This window comes from Methanoregula sp. (assembly GCF_049686655.1).
Classification (GTDB): Archaea; Halobacteriota; Methanomicrobia; order Methanomicrobiales; family Methanospirillaceae; genus Methanoregula.
In genome coordinates this window covers 1-16,570 of record NZ_JBAVIG010000070.1, presented here as the reverse complement: position 1 = coordinate 16,570, position 16,570 = coordinate 1, and the positions used below count along the sequence as shown (strand labels likewise).

At 56.4% G+C, this 16,570-nt stretch carries 15 protein-coding genes and 1 pseudogene; 9 read left to right on the top strand and 7 right to left on the bottom strand.

Going from position 1 to position 16,570, the window contains the following annotated elements; genetic code table 11:
* Positions 1-111: 111 nt before the first annotated feature.
* Genes purF through WBL42_RS10235 form a run of 3 tightly spaced genes read right to left on the bottom strand, consistent with a single transcriptional unit; the run spans position 112 to position 1,968 of the window.
* Positions 112-1,533: an amidophosphoribosyltransferase gene (gene purF / locus WBL42_RS10245; protein WP_424721175.1), complete on the bottom strand. Its 1,422-nt coding sequence runs from the start codon at positions 1,531-1,533 to the stop codon at positions 112-114.
* 10 nt (positions 1,534-1,543) lie between these two features.
* Positions 1,544-1,726, bottom strand: coding sequence for a 50S ribosomal protein L37e (locus WBL42_RS10240; protein ID WP_424024065.1), 183 nt, complete (start codon positions 1,724-1,726; stop codon positions 1,544-1,546).
* Between the two features lie 11 nt (positions 1,727-1,737).
* A complete protein-coding gene (locus WBL42_RS10235; protein WP_299964479.1) occupies positions 1,738-1,968 on the bottom strand; it encodes an LSM domain-containing protein in 231 nt (76 codons plus the stop codon).
* A 210-nt stretch (positions 1,969-2,178) separates the two neighbouring features.
* Between WBL42_RS10235 and WBL42_RS10230 the strand changes: the two genes are divergently transcribed.
* From WBL42_RS10230 to WBL42_RS10220, 3 genes are all read left to right on the top strand, one after another.
* The gene (locus WBL42_RS10230; RefSeq protein ID WP_424721174.1) at positions 2,179-2,676 is read left to right on the top strand and encodes an RNA-binding protein; all 498 of its coding nucleotides are present in this window, start codon (positions 2,179-2,181) and stop codon (positions 2,674-2,676) included.
* Positions 2,677-2,798: 122 nt separating this feature from the next.
* Positions 2,799-3,167, top strand: a complete 369-nt coding sequence (locus tag WBL42_RS10225) for a cell division protein SepF (RefSeq protein ID WP_424024062.1) — start codon at positions 2,799-2,801, stop codon at positions 3,165-3,167.
* A complete protein-coding gene (locus WBL42_RS10220) occupies positions 3,168-3,731 on the top strand; it encodes a ZPR1 zinc finger domain-containing protein (RefSeq protein ID WP_424721173.1) in 564 nt (187 codons plus the stop codon).
* A gap of 477 nt (positions 3,732-4,208) precedes the next feature.
* Here WBL42_RS10220 and purM read toward each other — a convergent pair whose 3' ends face one another.
* Complete coding sequence (gene purM, locus WBL42_RS10215) at positions 4,209-5,213, bottom strand: phosphoribosylformylglycinamidine cyclo-ligase (RefSeq protein WP_424721172.1); 1,005 nt, start codon at positions 5,211-5,213, stop codon at positions 4,209-4,211.
* Positions 5,206-6,594, bottom strand: coding sequence for an aspartate kinase (locus WBL42_RS10210; protein WP_424721171.1), 1,389 nt, complete (start codon positions 6,592-6,594; stop codon positions 5,206-5,208). Before WBL42_RS10210 ends, purM begins: the two co-directional genes overlap by 8 nt.
* 75 nt (positions 6,595-6,669) lie before the next feature.
* Between WBL42_RS10210 and tfrA the strand changes: the two genes are divergently transcribed.
* The 3 genes from tfrA (at position 6,670) to WBL42_RS10195 (ending at position 10,943) form a co-directional block, all read left to right on the top strand.
* Complete coding sequence (tfrA, locus tag WBL42_RS10205) at positions 6,670-8,298, top strand: fumarate reductase (CoM/CoB) subunit TfrA (RefSeq protein ID WP_424721170.1); 1,629 nt, start codon at positions 6,670-6,672, stop codon at positions 8,296-8,298.
* Positions 8,295-9,752 carry a fumarate reductase (CoM/CoB) subunit TfrB gene (gene tfrB / locus WBL42_RS10200; protein ID WP_424721169.1) on the top strand — a complete coding sequence of 486 codons (1,458 nt, stop codon included), beginning with the start codon at positions 8,295-8,297 and terminating at the stop codon, positions 9,750-9,752. The genes tfrA and tfrB overlap by 4 nt, the downstream gene beginning before the upstream one ends.
* A 72-nt stretch (positions 9,753-9,824) precedes the next feature.
* Positions 9,825-10,943, top strand: a complete 1,119-nt coding sequence (locus tag WBL42_RS10195) for a hypothetical protein (protein ID WP_424721168.1) — start codon at positions 9,825-9,827, stop codon at positions 10,941-10,943.
* A 654-nt stretch (positions 10,944-11,597) separates the two neighbouring features.
* Here WBL42_RS10195 and WBL42_RS10190 read toward each other — a convergent pair.
* Positions 11,598-12,746, bottom strand: coding sequence for an FAD-dependent oxidoreductase (locus WBL42_RS10190; RefSeq protein ID WP_424721167.1), 1,149 nt, complete (start codon positions 12,744-12,746; stop codon positions 11,598-11,600).
* A 121-nt stretch (positions 12,747-12,867) separates the two neighbouring features.
* Between WBL42_RS10190 and WBL42_RS10185 the strand changes: the two genes are divergently transcribed.
* Positions 12,868-14,205, top strand: a complete 1,338-nt coding sequence (locus tag WBL42_RS10185) for a LamG domain-containing protein (protein WP_424721166.1) — start codon at positions 12,868-12,870, stop codon at positions 14,203-14,205.
* Positions 14,206-14,210: 5 nt separating this feature from the next.
* Here WBL42_RS10185 and WBL42_RS10180 read toward each other — a convergent pair whose 3' ends face one another.
* A complete protein-coding gene (locus WBL42_RS10180) occupies positions 14,211-14,714 on the bottom strand; it encodes a rubrerythrin family protein (protein ID WP_424721165.1) in 504 nt (167 codons plus the stop codon).
* A 267-nt stretch (positions 14,715-14,981) separates the two neighbouring features.
* Here WBL42_RS10180 and radC point away from each other — a divergent pair, with 267 nt between their 5' ends.
* Both radC and WBL42_RS10170 read left to right on the top strand, forming a co-directional pair.
* Positions 14,982-15,644: a RadC family protein gene (gene radC / locus WBL42_RS10175; protein ID WP_424721164.1), complete on the top strand. Its 663-nt coding sequence runs from the start codon at positions 14,982-14,984 to the stop codon at positions 15,642-15,644.
* Between the two features lie 233 nt (positions 15,645-15,877).
* A pseudogene (locus WBL42_RS10170) lies at positions 15,878-16,570 on the top strand (hypothetical protein); the annotation flags it as partial.

Genomic DNA, 16,570 nt, shown 5'->3' with positions numbered 1-16,570 from the left:
ATTATCTTATCGGTTAAAATGTGGTTTTAAAACCAGGCCGGGGATTGCCGGGAAACCGGACGATTCATGATGACAAAAAAACGGCGGGAGCGATGCCGGATCCCGCAGTATTTACGCTTCGAACGACCCGAGCTTGGACTGGACCGTGCCGTCAACGAAGTTGACCTGGCATGTCTTGGCCTTTTCCCCCTCTATCGGCAGGGGGTAACATCCCGTGAGGCAGCCCGTACAGAGGCTCTCGCGGTCAAATCCGATCGCCTCGACCAGCGCATCGATCGAGACATGGTGGAGGGTTGTGGCTGTAATGCTGTGACGGACTTCGTCCTCGACCTTGTTGCTCGCGATCAGCTCTTCGCGGGTCGGCATGTCCACACCAAGGTAACAGGGGGCCTTGATCGCAGGGGAGCCGATCCGCATATGGACTTCCCGGGCACCCGCGTCCCGCATCATCTCGATGATACGCTTGGAGGTCGTGCCCCGGACAATGCTGTCGTCAACGAGCACGACTGACTTGTCCTTGAGGTGTGCAGGGATGGGGTTGAGCTTGATCCGCACCGCCTTCTCCCGCTCTTTTTGGGAGGGCATAATGAATGTCCTGCCCATGTACCGGTTCTTCATAAGGGATTCAACAAACGGAATTTTCGAACGTTCCGCGTACCCGATCGCGTATGCGGTTCCCGAATCGGGCACCGAACAGACCGAGTCGGCCTTCACCGGGTCTTCCTCAAAGAGTTTCTGGCCAATCTGCCGGCGGACATCGTACACGAGTACGCCATCGATGACTGCATCCGCCCGTGCGAAATAGATATATTCAAAGATGCAGTGGGCACGTTTGCCGGCCACCGCAATCTGCATGCACTTGACTCCTTCTGCATCGATCCGGATCAGTTCGCCCGGCTTCACGTCCCGGAGGAACTTTGCACTCAGGGCGTCGACTGCAACACTCTCCGAGGCCACCATGTACCCGCTTCCGGTCTTTCCGATGCAGAACGGCTTGATGCCCAGCGGATCCCGGAAGCCGTAGAGGACTCCATCGATCATGATTACGACCGAGTAGGATCCGACAAGCTTACGCATGCAGAAGCTTACTGCATCTTCCACGGATCCCGAGTTGCTGATCGCATCGATCAGGATCTTTGCGATGATCTCAGTATCGGTCGTCGTCGTGAAGATCTGCCCGGCCTGCTCGTACTCTGCCCGGAGCTCACAGGTATTGACCAGGTTCCCGTTGTGTGCAATAGAGATGAAGTGTTCCTGAAACTGGAAGTTCAAAGGCTGGATATTCTCAGGAAGGTTTGCGCCCGTCGTCGGATACCGCACATGGCCGATGCCGGCGGTGCCTTTCAGATCGGATAAAACAGAGGGGGAAAACACATCGGCGACAAGCCCGTTTCCCTTGAACTTGTGGAGCAGGGTGCCGTCAAAAGTGGATATTCCGGCGCTCTCCTGGCCACGGTGCTGGAGAGCGTACAGGGCATAATAGAGCTGGATTGATACACCGCCAGCATCGACGATGCCAACGATTCCGCACATGGTACAACTCTTAATGCGTCGGGATTTTCGGTCTCTTGGTGTTCCACTTGTTGCTGATCATCTTTGTGCTCCTGCCAAAACCACAGGCAGAGCAGACTTTCTTCTGGGCGTGGAACGAGATCTTCCCACAGCGCCGGCAGGCGATGTGAGTGAACTTGTTCCTCTTTCCCATTGATGGAGTGCCTTTTGACATGTTACTTCACCTTATTGTTCGAGTGATGGAGAGATATAAATTACATTATCCCCACGGACGATGAGCGTGCCTACTTTCTGGACCTGCCCGTTCTCCACTTCCTCTGCCTTGTCGAGCACGAGGTTCATATGTACATCATATCCCTGGAGAACACCCCGTATTTCTCTCCCGCCTTTGAGAGATACAATAACGGGCTGACGGTTCAGCACCAGATCCAAAATATCCAACGGCCTTTTGGTCATAATAATACCCTGTTACCATCGCTCTGGAGTAATATATGTGTGCGAGCAGTTTACTTAAACATACCGTAGATCCCCTCAGGGCAATAAGGTTTCCTGTGCCGGGGAATGACGGGAAAGACAGGGAATGCAGCGTGCGCACGCGGCGTATAAACGGGTCCTGCAGGATGCATATTATTTTTTAGCCTGCGCTCTGAATATTGATGCAGAACGATGAAAAAGATTGTCGTAAAGAAACGTCATTCGATCCGCAAGAGCCAGGGCCAGGAGCTGCTGGAGCGGCTCGAAGCCCAGATCGGGCCATCGGCAACCCTCTTCCACGCGGAGATGATCGAGGTACTGGAAACGAACGCAAACGTCTCGCTCTTCATGGTCGGTAAGAAACCGCTCCTGATGGCCACAGACGACTGGGTCTTCCCTACGCTGAAAGGAGCGGTCCAGCTGCCGTTCCCGGAGCGCCGTGTAGTTGTCGATGCCGGGGCAATTCCCTACGTAGTGAACGGGGCGGATATTATGCGTCCCGGGATCGTCTCGTGCACAGATGACGTGAAAGCGGGCAGTCCCGTGCAGATCGTAGATGAGCGGCACGGCAAGCCGCTTGCGATCGGCATTGCCCTCCTGGATGCGCCCGATCTGCGTGCCAGTACGGGAGGAAAGATGGTAAAAAAGTTCCATCACGTCGGTGACGAGATCTGGAACATGGAAATCTGATCGGCAACAGTCTCTTTTCGCGTGCGGGAAACGGGCAGTTTTGCCCATTTTTTTCGCATAAATGGTCCCAAGACGGTTTCAAAATAGATACTATTAAATAAGTTTCGTCATACAGTTTTTTTATGGTTAAGATCATAGACACCCTTCTTGGCAAGAGTTCCGCGAACTCGGACGACGATTACATGGAACTTGACCTCGCATCGTACGAGGAACACGGGGGATCCTCCCCGGCACTGCTCGTGAAGATTGCAACTATCACCGACCTCAAGGATACCCCCCGCGTCAAGGACGAGGTCTACTCCGGCAACATCGTAATCGTGGATATCTCCCGCCTGAAGATGGACAAGATCTCCTACGAGCGTGTGCTCAAGGACTTAAAAGAAGTGGCAAAGGATGTCAACGGCGACATCATCGGTCTCGGGGACCAGCGGTATGTCGTCCTGACCCCCATGTCCGTAAAGATCTCCCGCGACAAGATCGGTGGAGCATAAGTGCAGGCAGAAACGAAGGCAGTCGTCCCGGGTCCGTGCCCCTGTTGCAATACTGAAATCAAATACCTGTATAAGACGGAAAATATTCCCTATTTTTCTGATATCCTCATTATTTCGGCGATCTGTCCCTCCTGCGGGTACAAGTTCGTCGATACACAGCTCCTGAAACATGGAGAGCCTGCACGGTATACAGTTGCGGTGGATACGCAGGACGATCTCTCGATCAGGGTCGTACGGAGCATGAGTGCCGCGATCGAGATTCCGGAACTCGGGGTACATATCAGCCCGGGCCCCTCGTGCCAGGGGTTCGTGTCCAATGTGGAAGGTGTGCTCGACCGGATCGAACAGGTTGTAAAAGGTGCCCTGCAGTGGGGGAATGACGTTGAGAAGGAGAATGCAGCGGCACTCCTTGCGGATATTGTGCGGGTGAAGGCCGGGACGTTCCCGATTACGCTGATTCTCGAAGACCCCTCCGGGAACAGCGGGATCATTTCCGATAAGACGGTGAAGGAAGCGTACGTGCCGGAAGAGGAGTATCCTCAGGTAAAAATTTCTGAAGAGTAAGTTCCGGTTCTTTTTCCCGGTAGATCTTTTTTTGGATTTCTTTCAGAGGGTTCACGCCCAGGGTGGCTGCCTCAGGGATTTTGTACCGACGCGACCCCCTCTTCATTGCTGTTGGCTCATAATGTACCCGATCACATTTCAGCACCATCTCAAGACGCTCCCGGGGGCTCCGCCCCCGCCGTTGTGGCGCCCCCGGTCGCGATAGCGCCGTATTACCAGTTTACCAGAATTAATTTAGTCTCCGTAAATCGAAAATGTCCTGAACCGCCGCGGGGGCGCCCCGTCGGGGGCGGCGGCGTGTATCGCAACCCATAGAACAGATGCGCCAGAATGTCGATATGGCCATGAAGACGCCAAATCAAAGTGCGATTGAATCAAACTTTGATCGATCCGGATCAAATTTTCAATCGCACTCATGATCGCGATGAAAAATTTCAGCCAAGATTCGATTAGAATAAAGGCTAAGAGAATTCCGCCTTACGTAATCTCCATCTTCCCAAGCCACGCCCCGGGCTCCTTCACAACCTTCCCAACGATCTGTGCACCCTTCACCATCTTCAACACGCAGTCAATGCTTCCCTTCGGCACAACATACGCATACCCCATGCCCATGTTGAACGTGCGGTACATCTCGACCGAAGAGATGTCGCCTGCCTTCTGGATCCACGTGAAGATCTCCGGCGGGGTGATGGGGGTGTCGAACCGGAACCCGTACCTGCTGAGCCGGTTGAAGTTGAGCAGGCCGCCGCCCGTGACGTGGCACATGCCGTGCACCGTGCAGGATGCCGCGACCTTCAGGCTCTCGCTGTAGATCCGGGTCGGGGTGAGGAGTTCCTCGCCGAACGTCTTCCTGCCTCTGAATTTCTTGTCATAGCCGGCATACTTCTCCACTACACGGCGGGCAAGGGAGAGACCGTTGCTGTGGACACCGGTCGATGCGACACCGATGATCACATCACCCGGTCTGATCTTTTCCCCGGCAATGATCTTGTCCTTCTTCTGTATGCCAAGGCAGGTGCCGGCAAGGTCGAGGCCGTTCACGAGGCCCTTGAGTGACGCGGTCTCGCCACCCACGATATCGATGTTCGCCTGCTTCGCCCCCGCGTTGAGGCCGATCCCGATCTGGGCCATCTTCTCAATGGACAGCTTGTCGGTCGCTATGTAATCGACGAACGCGATGGGTTCCACGTTCATCACGTAGAGATCGTTGACGTTCATCGCAATGCAGTCGATGCCGACCGTGCTCCAGTCTTTCTGCTGGTCGGCGACGAGCATCTTCGTGCCCACGCCATCAGTAGTCAGGGCAAGGGCCATCTCGCCGAAATCGATCAGTCCGGCAAAGTGCCCCACGGATCCCATCATCTTCGTGCTTCCTTTGCGCCGGTAACCAAGGTTGCCGATCAGTGCTTTTATTGCCGTTACTTCGAGATCGATGTCCACGCCGGCTTCTGCATAGGCACTCTTACCTGCTGTCTTACTCATCGCTTTCCTCCGAGAGACGGAACTCGTCATGGAGCACGCGGACCGCCCGGGGGCCGTCGCTCTGGCTAACGACAAACGAGATGTTCGCTTCGCTCGAACCCTGCGAGATCATCATCACGTTCACTTCTGCATGGCCGAGTGCCGTGAAGATTCGTCCACCGGTGCCCGGGGCACCCGCCATGCCGGCCCCGACCACCGCGACCGCACAGACATCGTGGTTGTGGGACACTTCCCGCACCACGCCCTGCTTCATGAGCTCGGAGAGGGCTTTTACCGCGGCTGAAAGATGGGACTCGTCCACGATCAGCGAAATGTTCGCCTCGCTCGAGCCCTGCGAGATCATCATCACGTTCACCTCGTGGTCGGCAAGGATCGTGAAGATCGCCTTTGCCACGCCGGGCCTTCCGATCATCTGGGCGCCGTTGATATTGATTGCTGCAACTTTGTCGATATACGTCAGGGCTTTTACCACGCGGTTGTCGCGCTTGCCGTTGCGCACGATAACTGTTCCCGGGTGGGAGGGATTGAAGGTATTCTTGACCCGGACGAGGATATTCTTGCGCATCGCCGGCTCGATTGAACGGGGGTGCATCACCTTGGCGCCGAAATATGAGAGCTCCATCACTTCCAGGTAGGAAAGCGAGGGCATCACCCGGGCGTCGTTGATTACGCGGGGGTCGCAGGTCATGATGCCATCGACATCGGTCCAGATCCAGATCTCGTCCGCGTCGATACCGGCGCCGATAATGGAGGCAGAGTAGTCTGAACCGCTCCTGCCGAGCGTGGTGAGAACCCCGTCCCGGGTGCAGCCCATGAACCCCATGATCACCGGGATCTCTTTCCCGAGGAGGGGGCCAACCCGCCTCTTGATCCGCTCGTCGCTCTCAGGGAGTGACGTGGATTCCCCGTGCTGGGGGGTTGTCAGGATCCCGGCCTCGCAACCGTCCATCACGGTCGATGCGATGCCCCGCTGCCTGATAGCCGCTGATAGGATCGGGGCGAGGAGCCGCTCGCCAAACGATATGACATAGTCCTTTGAGCGGGGAGTGAGTTCCCGCAGGTGGTAGATCGCAAAGAGGATGTTCTGGAGCCGAATGAGCTGCTCTTCCATCTCCGCCCCGACTTCTCCCACATAATCAGGTGCCGCTCCTTCGAGCGTGGTAATATGGCGCCTGCTGAGCGCCTGGATCAGGGGGGCGATAGCGGTGTCATCCTTTGCGGTCGGAAGCGCGGTGGCGATCCCGATGAGCTGGTCGGTCACGCCACGCTTGGCAGACACGACGACGGCGAGTTCGTCTCCTGCCTTGTGGTGCTTTTCGAGGATATCGACAACACGCTGGATGCACTGGGCATCGGCAACGGATGTCCCACCGAATTTCATCAAAAATCTCATTCTTTCGCTCACTTTTGGACGTGCCATTTATTTATGTAACTATACGATCCACAAAATAATAAGATGCCTGCAGATGAGGTTTGTGACTGCCACGTGCTTGTGATCGGGAGCGGAGGAGCGGGCGTCCGCGCGGCGATCGAGGCCTCGCAGTACGGCGAAACCGTCCTCATCTCCAAGACTATCGTGGGAAAAGGTGGCTGTACCCCGATGGCGGAAGGGGGATACAACGCGGTCCTGCGGGAGCAGGATGCCTGCGGGATCCATTTCGAGGACACCCTGAAAGGCGGGGCATACCTCAACAATCCGGAACTGGTCGATCACCTGGTCAGGGAGTCACCGCTCCGCATGGGCGACCTTGTGAAGTGGGGCGCTGTTTTTGATTTTACGGAGGACGACGAGCTCGCCCAGCGGCCGTTCGGGGGCCAGCGGTTCCCCCGCACCTGCTATGCCGGCGACCGGACCGGCCACGAGATGATGGTGACCCTGGTAGAGCGGCTCGATGGCACGGGAGTTACGACTCTGCAGGAATATACCGTCATCGACCTGCTGAAAGATGGCGATGCCGTGATCGGGGCGATGGCGCTGGACGAAAAAGGAGACCTCGTCCTACTGAAAGCGGACAGTACGATCCTTGCTACGGGAGGAGGAACGAAGATCTACGATATCTCCACCAACTCCTCAAGCGGCACCGGGGACGGGTTCGCGATGGGATACCGGGCCGGCGCAGAACTGATCGACATGGAGATGGTCCAGTTCCACCCGACCGGTGCGGTCTACCCCTACGATGCACGGGGCCGGCTCGTTACCGAGGCGGTCCGGGGCGAGGGCGGGATCCTGAAGAACGCGAAGGGTGAGCGGTTCATGAAGAATTATGATCCCGCACGGATGGAGCTCTCCACCCGGGACGTGGTAGCCCGGGCAATTGCAACCGAAATCCAGCAGGACAGGGGAACCGTACATGGCGGGGTCTACCTCGATGTGACCCATCTCCCCCGGGAGCAGATCGAGGCACGCCTCCCGGTGATGCTCGAGCAGTTCCTCAGGTTCGGTGTCGATATCCGCATCACGCCGATGGAAGTTGCCCCCACTGCCCACCATGTCATGGGCGGTCTCCGGATCACCCCCCACGGACAGTCCACCCTCCCCGGGCTATTCGCCTGCGGGGAAGTGGCAGGGGGGGTCCACGGTGCAAACCGGCTCGGCGGCAATGCGCTGGCCGACACCCAGGTCTTCGGTAAACGGGCTGGAGAGGCCGCAGGAAAAGCCGGAACGCGGAAAAAGACCGTGGACAGGGAGCAGGTCGGGGGCCAGCAGAAGCGGATCGCCGGTTTCCTTGACGGGAACACAAACCCTGCTCTCGTGCGCAGGGAACTCCAGCTCGCGATGTGGCAGGGGGCCGGGATATTCCGGAACGCGGGTGAGCTTGAGAACACCCTTGCCACGGCAACGCAACTTTCAGGTATGCACCTCCGGGCAGCATCAGCCCGTAACCTTGCCGAGTGCTGCATTGTGCAGAACATGTGCTGTGTCGCTTCGCTTGTCTGCCGGAGCGCCCTGCTCCGTCGCGAGTCCCGCGGGGCGCACGTCCGTACGGATATCGCGCAGTCGTACGATGCAGAGCACTCGCCCTTCGGCCATACGTTTATCTCGCAGTCCCGCGAAGGTATCGAACCCCGTGAGGTGACGCCATGAAGGAACTCGCGGTCAGGATATCACGGTTCGATCCGGACAAGGACAAGGCACCGCATCTTGAGACCTACACAGTGAAAGTCAACGAAGGCGCCCGGGTCCTCAACGTGCTCCACGCGATCCACGATGAAATCGATCCCACCCTCTCGTACCGCTATTCCTGTTCATCAGGCCAGTGCGGGAGCTGTGCTGTGCGGGTGAACGGCGAGCCGGTCCTTGCCTGCATGGAGGAGGCAAAGGACGGGATCACGATCGGGCCCCTGAATCTCGATGTGAAGAAGGACCTTGTCACCGATCTCGTGCCGCGCCTCGAACAGATTGCCTCTCTCATACCAAAGAAGGAGACGGTGCTCCCGAAGAAGGCCGACATCGATGCGATGAAACCCCTCAAGGACTGCATAGAATGCCTCTGCTGTGTCTCGGTCTGCCCTGCAGTGGACGTGACAAAGTTCCTCGGCCCGACCGCGATGCGTCAGGAGATGCGGCTCGTGCTCGACCCCCGGGACAGCGGCGACCGGGTCCCCGACGCGGTCCGGGACGGCCTCTTCACCTGCACCACCTGCCAGGCTTGCTGGAAGGTCTGCCCCAAGGAGATCGAGATCCCGGCAAAGGCGATCGAGAAGCTCCGGGCACACGCGAACCGGAAGGGGCTTACCCTCCCCCGGCATCTTGAAGTTGCGGCCCTCATCAAAGAGACCGGCAGGAGCGTGCCCCGGACCGGCACCACATTCCTCGAACAAGTCGGGGAAATCCTGGAACCCTACAGGCCCGTGAAGGCAACGGTCGGGTTCTTCATCGGCTGCATGTACAACATGCGCCAGGTCCAGTCAGCGCTCGATGCAATGGAAGTGCTGAGGCGGAATGGCATCCGGGTAATAATCCCAAAAGAGCAGGTCTGCTGCGGTTCGCCCCTGATCCGTACCGGCCAGCTCGCTATCGTTGATTCACTCAAACAGCGGAACATCGGGACATTCACCACCCGGAAGATCGATACCGTCATGACGATGTGCGCCGGGTGCGGCTCTACGCTGAAGAACGATTACAAAACCCCGTTCAAAGTGATGGACATCAATGAGGTCCTGACCAAGTTCGGGATCGAGCCCCCGGCACGGCTCCCGATCAAAGCAACCTACCATGACCCCTGCCACCTTATGCGGGGCCAGGGGATCCGCGATCAGCCCCGGGAGCTGATCCGGCAGGTCGTCGATCTCGTGGAGATGCCCTCGATCTGCTGCGGATCCGGCGGGGGCGTGCGGTCCGGCAACCCGGAGGAGGCGGCAGCGCTCGGAAGCAGGCGGGGCGAGGAGATCAAGAAGACCGGCGCGGAGATCGTGATTACCTCGTGCCCGTTCTGCGAGTTCCACATCATGGGGCACACGGACAAGCCGGTGAAGAATATCGCCACGGTTTTGCTGGAAGGGTACTGGGAGAAGGACCGGCTGAGCGGGAAGAAGTAAAAGGGCCGGACCCTTTATCCGGCACTAAAATCAAAGCGGCAGTAATATTATGGATCCAATATATTTTCAATAATGCAGGGATGGAGTCCGGGCAGGGCGGTGCTGCTGGCGGTTTGTTTGTCGCTGGTATTTTCGACCGCGGCTTCAGCATTTACCGTATCTTCATTTTCCATCAACCCCAGGGGATCCCTTACGCAGTGTGAGGCCGTCTCCGGAAATTTTACCATCACCTTATCCCCGAATGAGACCGGGACGCTCCCCTCAGTATATGACGGGGAATTTTTTACCGATATCGATCATCCGGACTGGTCGGTAATCCTGTTCAGCGACGGCGTGGAAACTTCCAGGGTTTCGATCAATAACAAGACATTTTTCCTTTCGTCCCTCAACATGACGGGCTCAGGTAACCCGGGATCAGACCGAACCTTACAGGTTTCTTTCTCCGGCTGGACACTACCGGAGATTTCACAACCAACAAATCTGACCGTGCTGAGTATCCGCGAGCTGGACACCACAGAAAGTCAAACTGAATCCACAGAAAAATTCCTTTATACCCCATTTGTGGTCGATTGTGCCTGCATCTGTCTTTCACCCTCAATTCCTGATCTTAAGCCGTTCCAAACCGATATTGATGAAAACTCGTCACTGGGCATCGATACCACAGAGGCGGAGGCAAAATACAATGAAGCACAACAGGATATCGCTTCTGCACGTGCACGACCTAAGACGCAGTTCGCTGAGGCATATAATGACCTGGACGCTGCAAAGGCTGCGATTAATCAAGGGGAGACAGCGCTCGATAAAGCGTGGGCGGAGAGTGAAGTCGCGAATGCCCGAGTCCCGATCAATAACGCAGATGCAGTTATCGCATGGTTCAAAGGCAACAGCAGCACAGCAAATAACCCGGACCTTGCTCAGATTATTGCAGAACGGGATCTTGCCGCGAATTACCTCTCTGCCGCAAATGATGAGATCACCAGTGGCAACTATTCTGCGGCTCGCGCAAATGCACAGGAAGCGTACGAGATGGGAAACGAATCCTATAGTGACGCTCTCCATGATCAGGATGCGTCACATTGTCTCGGGTGTGATGACAGGAGATTCCTCATTCCATACATTGCAGCCGGTATCGGAGTGTTCGCGCTTCTCATCGCGGGAATCGTCTGGTGGAAGAAGAGACCCGGAACATAACCGGGAAAATTTTCCAAAAACCCATAAAATTTTTTTACAAAATTTTCCGGATTTTTTTTCAGAAAATTTTTTGTTGGACACCCGCTCTAAAAAATTCTCCGGACCCCGGACACCCGATCACCCTCCCGGACATGCCCTGAATCCCGTTCCCCTGCCCGATCCTCAGACTGGAAGGGTTCTGTTAGCGCAGTTTTGCCTCTCCAGCGTAAAAAATGAAAATCGGGGGCCAGACTGAACGATTTAAAATGATTTCCGCAGGTGTTTTTGCGAATTCCGTAGTTTTTGGGGAGATCTAAATTTTCGGGTGATTCGCGAAACGTCCAAAATAACCCCCGCTTGTCAAAATAAGCCTGATTTGCAACAGGGTATTCCCAAGCCGGGGAGGTACTCCCTATGATACGGTTCTCCGACGTGGGGCTTCTCCTGCTAGGATATCCGAAGGAGCCCGCGGTCCCGAGTCCTGATCGCGCAGAGCTACCGGATCCGGAAATTGTCGGCTGCCCCAGGTACCGCAAAAAAATTTCTTAAAACTTTGTTGTGGATTTTCTCACAGATAATTAAAAAAATTACCGGACCGGAATTTCTGCTGGCCATTTCACGCCGTTAATACCGGAAAAATTTCGCGGCCGGATTAAAGCCGGGTGACTTCCCACCTTACTGCTTCACCAGGTACTCGAACGCCTCGAGCGCCGCCTTCGCCCCATCACCGGCAGCGATGATGATCTGTTTGCTCTTTGCGTTCGTGACATCGCCGGCAGCAAAAATTCCGGGGGCGCTCGTGCAGCCGTTGATATCCACCACGACCTCCTTCTTCTCGTTGAGGTCGACCAGGCCTTCGAGCATCTCGCTGTTGGGGAGCCAGCCTATCTCGATGAATATCCCGTCAAGGGGGATCTTCTGCTCGGCTCCCGACTCATCCTTAATGGTGATGCCGGAGAGGAACTTCTCCCCGTGCAGGGCGGTGATAACGGTGTTCTTGTGCACGGTGATATTTTTCTTCGTATTCAGTTTCTCGGTATAAACCGGATCGGCCCGGATCGTGCTCCTGACGATGAGGCTCACCGACTTTGCGATCTCGCTCATCTCAAGCGCAGTCTGGAGTGCGGAGTTCCCGCCACCGACTACCGCCACCATCTTGCCCTTGTAGAGCGGCCCGTCGCAGGTGGAGCAGATCGAGAGCCCGCGGCCGAGGTAATGCTCCTCGTTTGCCACGCCCAGCTTTTTCGGCCGGTTCCCCTGCGTGAGGATCAGTGCCCTTGCCCGGATCGTATTGTCCGAGAGGGTTTTGACAACGAATATGTCCTCCTCCCGGGTGATGGACACGACCTTGTCCAGCTCCAGGCGGATATTGAGGGTCCTGACGTGCTCTTCGAATTTCTTCATCAGGTCCTCACCGGAGATCATCCGGTAGCCCATGTAGTTCTCGATCGCCCATGATTCCAGCGCCTGCCCGCCGATATTCTCGCTGATGACCATGGTATTGAGCATCTTCCGTGCGCAGTAGACGGCCGCCGTCAGTCCTGCAGGACCTGCACCGACAATCAGGACTGCATAGATATCCGTTGCCTCAGATTCGCCGAAGAGCTCGTTGAGCCGGGGTGCGTCGAACCCTACAATCACTTCGTTGTCAACAGTAATGACCGGGACCCCGCGCTGGCCTGACAGCTCGATCATCTTCTGTGCAGCAGCCTCATCGGCACCGACATCGATGCTTTCGTACGGGACGCCATATTTCTCCAGGAAGGCCTTGGCCATACGGCAGTACGGGCAGTTCTTCGTCGAATATACGGTGACTTTGGTCATTAAGCCGTAAACGTTCCAGAAAAATATAAAGATGTTGACTGGGATAACCAGAACGATTCGTACCCGGTCAAACGCAATCTTCTTTTTGGACGACTCCCTATACACCACTAGAGATACCCGTATGAATTCCCCGCACCCGATAACGAGGCTGCACCGGTACGTCCTTATCTATCTTGCATTTCTGGTCCTTGCCGGGTGCGTTCATGCCATTCCTGCCGGTGCAGCGACCGGCACACAGGCTGAACCTGCGGTATACCTTGACTTCAATGAGGGGAGCGGCAATATAGCGCTTGACGCGTCTGGCCACGGGGATGCAGGAACACTCTACGGCCCTACACGTACCGAGAGCGGGGGATGCGGGGGCGCACTGGTATTCAACGGTGAGAACGCCTATGTCACCATCCCCCCAAGTACCCTGAACCACCCGACACAGGAGATCACGGTCTCGACGTGGTTTTACGTTGATCAACTCGAACCCCAGACACTGGTCTCAGCCTACAAGGACGGGGGATACCAGCTGGGATTTGACGATGGCAACGACCTGTACTGGACGGTGAACCTTGTGGGAACCGGGGACGTCTCGGTAGCGGTCCTGCACGAGGGGATCACTCCCCGCCAGTGGCACTATGTTACCGGCACGTATGATGGCAATATTTTAAAAATATACCTCGACGGTGTGCTCAGGAACCAGGTCAACGCGTCGGGCACGATCAATTACGAATACAATAATTATGTAATCCTCGGCGCCGACGCCGGTACGGATTCTGCGCCGGACACACCCTGTCCCCACTACCTGCAGGGGGGCCTTGACGAGGTCAGGATCTACAATGTGGCACTGGAATACAGCCAGGTCATGGACGATCGGTTCCGGTGCTCGCCAGCGCCGGGGACACTTTCGCATGAGCCCCCGAATGCAACTGCCATCTCCCCTGCATGCACGATCAATTCCGGATCTGTCCTGCTCGGAAACGGTGATACGATTGCGCGGACCCTCGTTTTCACCGACAAAAACCAGAACGGGACATGGCAGGTCTCCGTTCCACCGGGTTCCAGGCTGGTGGTGGGGGCAGACGATCGTTATTCCACGACAAGTCCCGATTCGTGGTATATCGAGATCGCAGATTCCAGAGGAAGGATCGACCGGTCGGTGGCCTTCCCTAATACCCACAATACCCCGATCGAAGGGGTGATCCCTTCAGGGAATGCAACCGTCACGGTCCACTATTTTGATGGCACGTACCGGTTCCCGGTCAGCGTTGCCGTCTGGTTCCAGTCCGTCCCGGCGCCTCAACTTCCACCCATAATCATCCCGCAGAATATCCTGACCAACCCCATCATCGCGATCTATTCGGCCTCATGGGCGACCCTGATCGCTGTCCTGCTCGTGGTCATCTGGCTGCACAGGCGCAGATCGGAGCGCCGTAAAGAAGAAACCGGAGCCGGAAAAGAGAAAGAGTAAAAGATTTACAGGGTGATTTCCCGGAACTGCTTGCCAAAAACCCCGCAGATCGGGCACTTGTCGGGTGCTTTCACGAATTCGATATTGCCGCAGACCGGACAGAGGAAAATTTTCTCCCTCCCGAGGTCGTGGCCCGCCTTGATTGCGTCAAGGGCCTTCTTGTAAAGTGCCGCGTGCACCTGCTCTGCCTTCATCGCGTGAGTGAACGCAATGATCGCGTCAGTCTTTTTCTCATCCTCTGCCACCCTGACAAAACCGGGGTACATGGACGTGAACTCGTGGGTTTCTCCTGCAATGCTTGCCTCAAGGTTCTTCTCGGTCGGACCGACCATAGCAAGGACTTTTAACAGCTTTTTTGCATGGATCGTCTCGGCTTCCGATGCGGCCTTGAAGAGCGTTGCCACATTCGTGAATCCTTCCTCGGCAGCTTTCTCAGAAAACGCCAGGTATTTCCGGCTTGCCTGAGATTCCCCGGCAAACGCCTCCTTTGCATTGTCGCTTGTTACCATGAGGGAATGATATGACAGGGGCTTAATTTAAAGATTCTTCAAGGGGCACCGCGGAACAAGCCCGTATCAGGGAGTGGGCGTGGCCGGGGGATCCCGCCACGGGTATCGCATATCTCAAATCGAATAATTTAACATCGATAAAAAGAAAGAATATACTGCTGCAAATCAATACCCCGTAACTCAACACCACACGGGATATTCCACAAATCATCGGCAACAGCCGGGAAAGAAACACAGGAGGCCTCGGGAAGGCCAACACGGGATACCATGCGAAAGATGAAAGACATGCCCCTGCAGGATCGGCCGCGGGAGAAGATTGCGAAACGGGGAGCAGCTGCTCTCTCTGATAACGAGCTGATCGAGGCGATTATCGGCAGAGGGACGCGGACAAAGGATGTACGGATGATCTCACAGGAGATCTGCGGGATCCTCAGGGACCGGCGGCAGGGTATCCGGTACGAGGACCTGTGCGCCATCGAGGGGATCGGTCCCGGGAAGGCATCCCAGATCCTGGCCTGCTTCGAAATGGGGAGGCGCTACTTTGAGACAGCACCGGCAGATCGGGTCACAAAACCGGAAGATATCCTCCCGCTGGTCGCCCACCTCCGGGACAAACGGCAGGAGCACTTCACCTGCATCACCCTCAACGGTGCCGGGGAGGTGCTGGGGAACCGGGTCATCACGGTCGGCCTCTTAAACCACAGCCTTGTCCACCCGAGGGAGGTATTTGCCGATGCGATCACGGACAGGGCAGCCTCCGTTATTTGCGTGCACAACCATCCTTCGGGGTCCCTGGAACCAAGCAGCCAGGATATCGCGATTACCACCCAGCTCAAAGAAGCCGGATCCCTCATTGGTATCCAGCTGGTTGACCATGTGATCGTGACGAGGACCGGGCACCTGAGCCTGCGGGAACGCGGGCTGATCTGATGAGGGCGTTTACCGGAACCTGCTGTTCCGGCGCATGGGTGGCAGCACTGCACGAGTCACGGTGTGAGGCGTGAAATCGGGAAGCCTGCCAGTGAGCGCATATTCCTGTAACCGTAAAAGGGGTCCTGTCCGTACCTCCCGGCATTTTCGAAACATTGATGTCTGCTACTGCCTTAATCGGATACATTAACAAGCCGCTGGTAGGAGATCACGGCCGGTTACCGGATTGACATATGGCAGACAATACCCCGGATCTTCCGGTAAGAGGGTGCGGATCCCATCGGAACCGGTTTTCCTGTGCCAGGGTTCTTTTTGTCCTCATCCTCGTCTCCCTGATCCTGTACCCGGTGCTTGCTGCACCATCGGCCGGTCCGGAAAACATGTCCGGGATAGTGTGGGAGAGAACGTTCGGGCAGCATATACAGGGCAGCGGTCATGCCGTCATCATGACAAACAACGGGGGCGTTGCTGCAACCGGCGAAGTATTGGGAACCGACGGGATACCGCGCCTCTCTGTTGTCACTGCAGACGGTAACGGAAACCTGCTCTGGGAATACGTGGGCGGGGAGGGAACCTATGAAGGAAATTCCCTTGTGCAGACTCCTGATGGCGGGTTTATTGTTGCCGGCAGTTCCGGCGATGGGGTGCGAACCGGGGTGCTCCTCCTGAAACTGGACAGCGGGGGGAGGATCGAATGGAACAGGACATTCCTTGCGGGAACCTCCGGGCAGGCAGATGCCATCAGGATAACCAGCGATGGGGGCTATGTGATCGCCGGCTCTGTACAGGGAGACAGCGGGCCCGGTTCGTCAAACTGGGACGGCTATATCCTGAAGACGGATGATCAGGGAATCGAAGAATGGAGCCGTTTTTTTAAGGGTGTGAAAAATGATTACTGCACGGCAATCGAGCAGACACCTGATGAC

Excerpts from the sequence above, each read along its gene's own strand:
- WBL42_RS10225 (WP_424024062.1), top strand. The coding sequence starts at position 2,799 with ATGGTTAAGATCATAGACACCCTTCTTGGCAAGAGTTCCGCGAACTCG.
- WBL42_RS10185 (WP_424721166.1), top strand. The coding sequence starts at position 12,868 with ATGAATTCCCCGCACCCGATAACGAGGCTGCACCGGTACGTCCTTATC.
- purM (WP_424721172.1), bottom strand. The coding sequence starts at position 5,213 with ATGAGTAAGACAGCAGGTAAGAGTGCCTATGCAGAAGCCGGCGTGGAC.
- WBL42_RS10210 (WP_424721171.1), bottom strand. The coding sequence starts at position 6,594 with ATGAAATTCGGTGGGACATCCGTTGCCGATGCCCAGTGCATCCAGCGT.
- tfrA (WP_424721170.1), top strand. The coding sequence starts at position 6,670 with ATGCCTGCAGATGAGGTTTGTGACTGCCACGTGCTTGTGATCGGGAGC.
- tfrB (WP_424721169.1), top strand. The coding sequence starts at position 8,295 with ATGAAGGAACTCGCGGTCAGGATATCACGGTTCGATCCGGACAAGGAC.
- WBL42_RS10190 (WP_424721167.1), bottom strand. The coding sequence starts at position 12,746 with ATGACCAAAGTCACCGTATATTCGACGAAGAACTGCCCGTACTGCCGT.
- WBL42_RS10180 (WP_424721165.1), bottom strand. The coding sequence starts at position 14,714 with ATGGTAACAAGCGACAATGCAAAGGAGGCGTTTGCCGGGGAATCTCAG.
- WBL42_RS10195 (WP_424721168.1), top strand. The coding sequence starts at position 9,825 with ATGCAGGGATGGAGTCCGGGCAGGGCGGTGCTGCTGGCGGTTTGTTTG.
- radC (WP_424721164.1), top strand. The coding sequence starts at position 14,982 with ATGCGAAAGATGAAAGACATGCCCCTGCAGGATCGGCCGCGGGAGAAG.
- WBL42_RS10235 (WP_299964479.1), bottom strand. The coding sequence starts at position 1,968 with ATGACCAAAAGGCCGTTGGATATTTTGGATCTGGTGCTGAACCGTCAG.
- WBL42_RS10240 (WP_424024065.1), bottom strand. The coding sequence starts at position 1,726 with ATGTCAAAAGGCACTCCATCAATGGGAAAGAGGAACAAGTTCACTCAC.
- purF (WP_424721175.1), bottom strand. The coding sequence starts at position 1,533 with ATGTGCGGAATCGTTGGCATCGTCGATGCTGGCGGTGTATCAATCCAG.
- WBL42_RS10230 (WP_424721174.1), top strand. The coding sequence starts at position 2,179 with ATGAAAAAGATTGTCGTAAAGAAACGTCATTCGATCCGCAAGAGCCAG.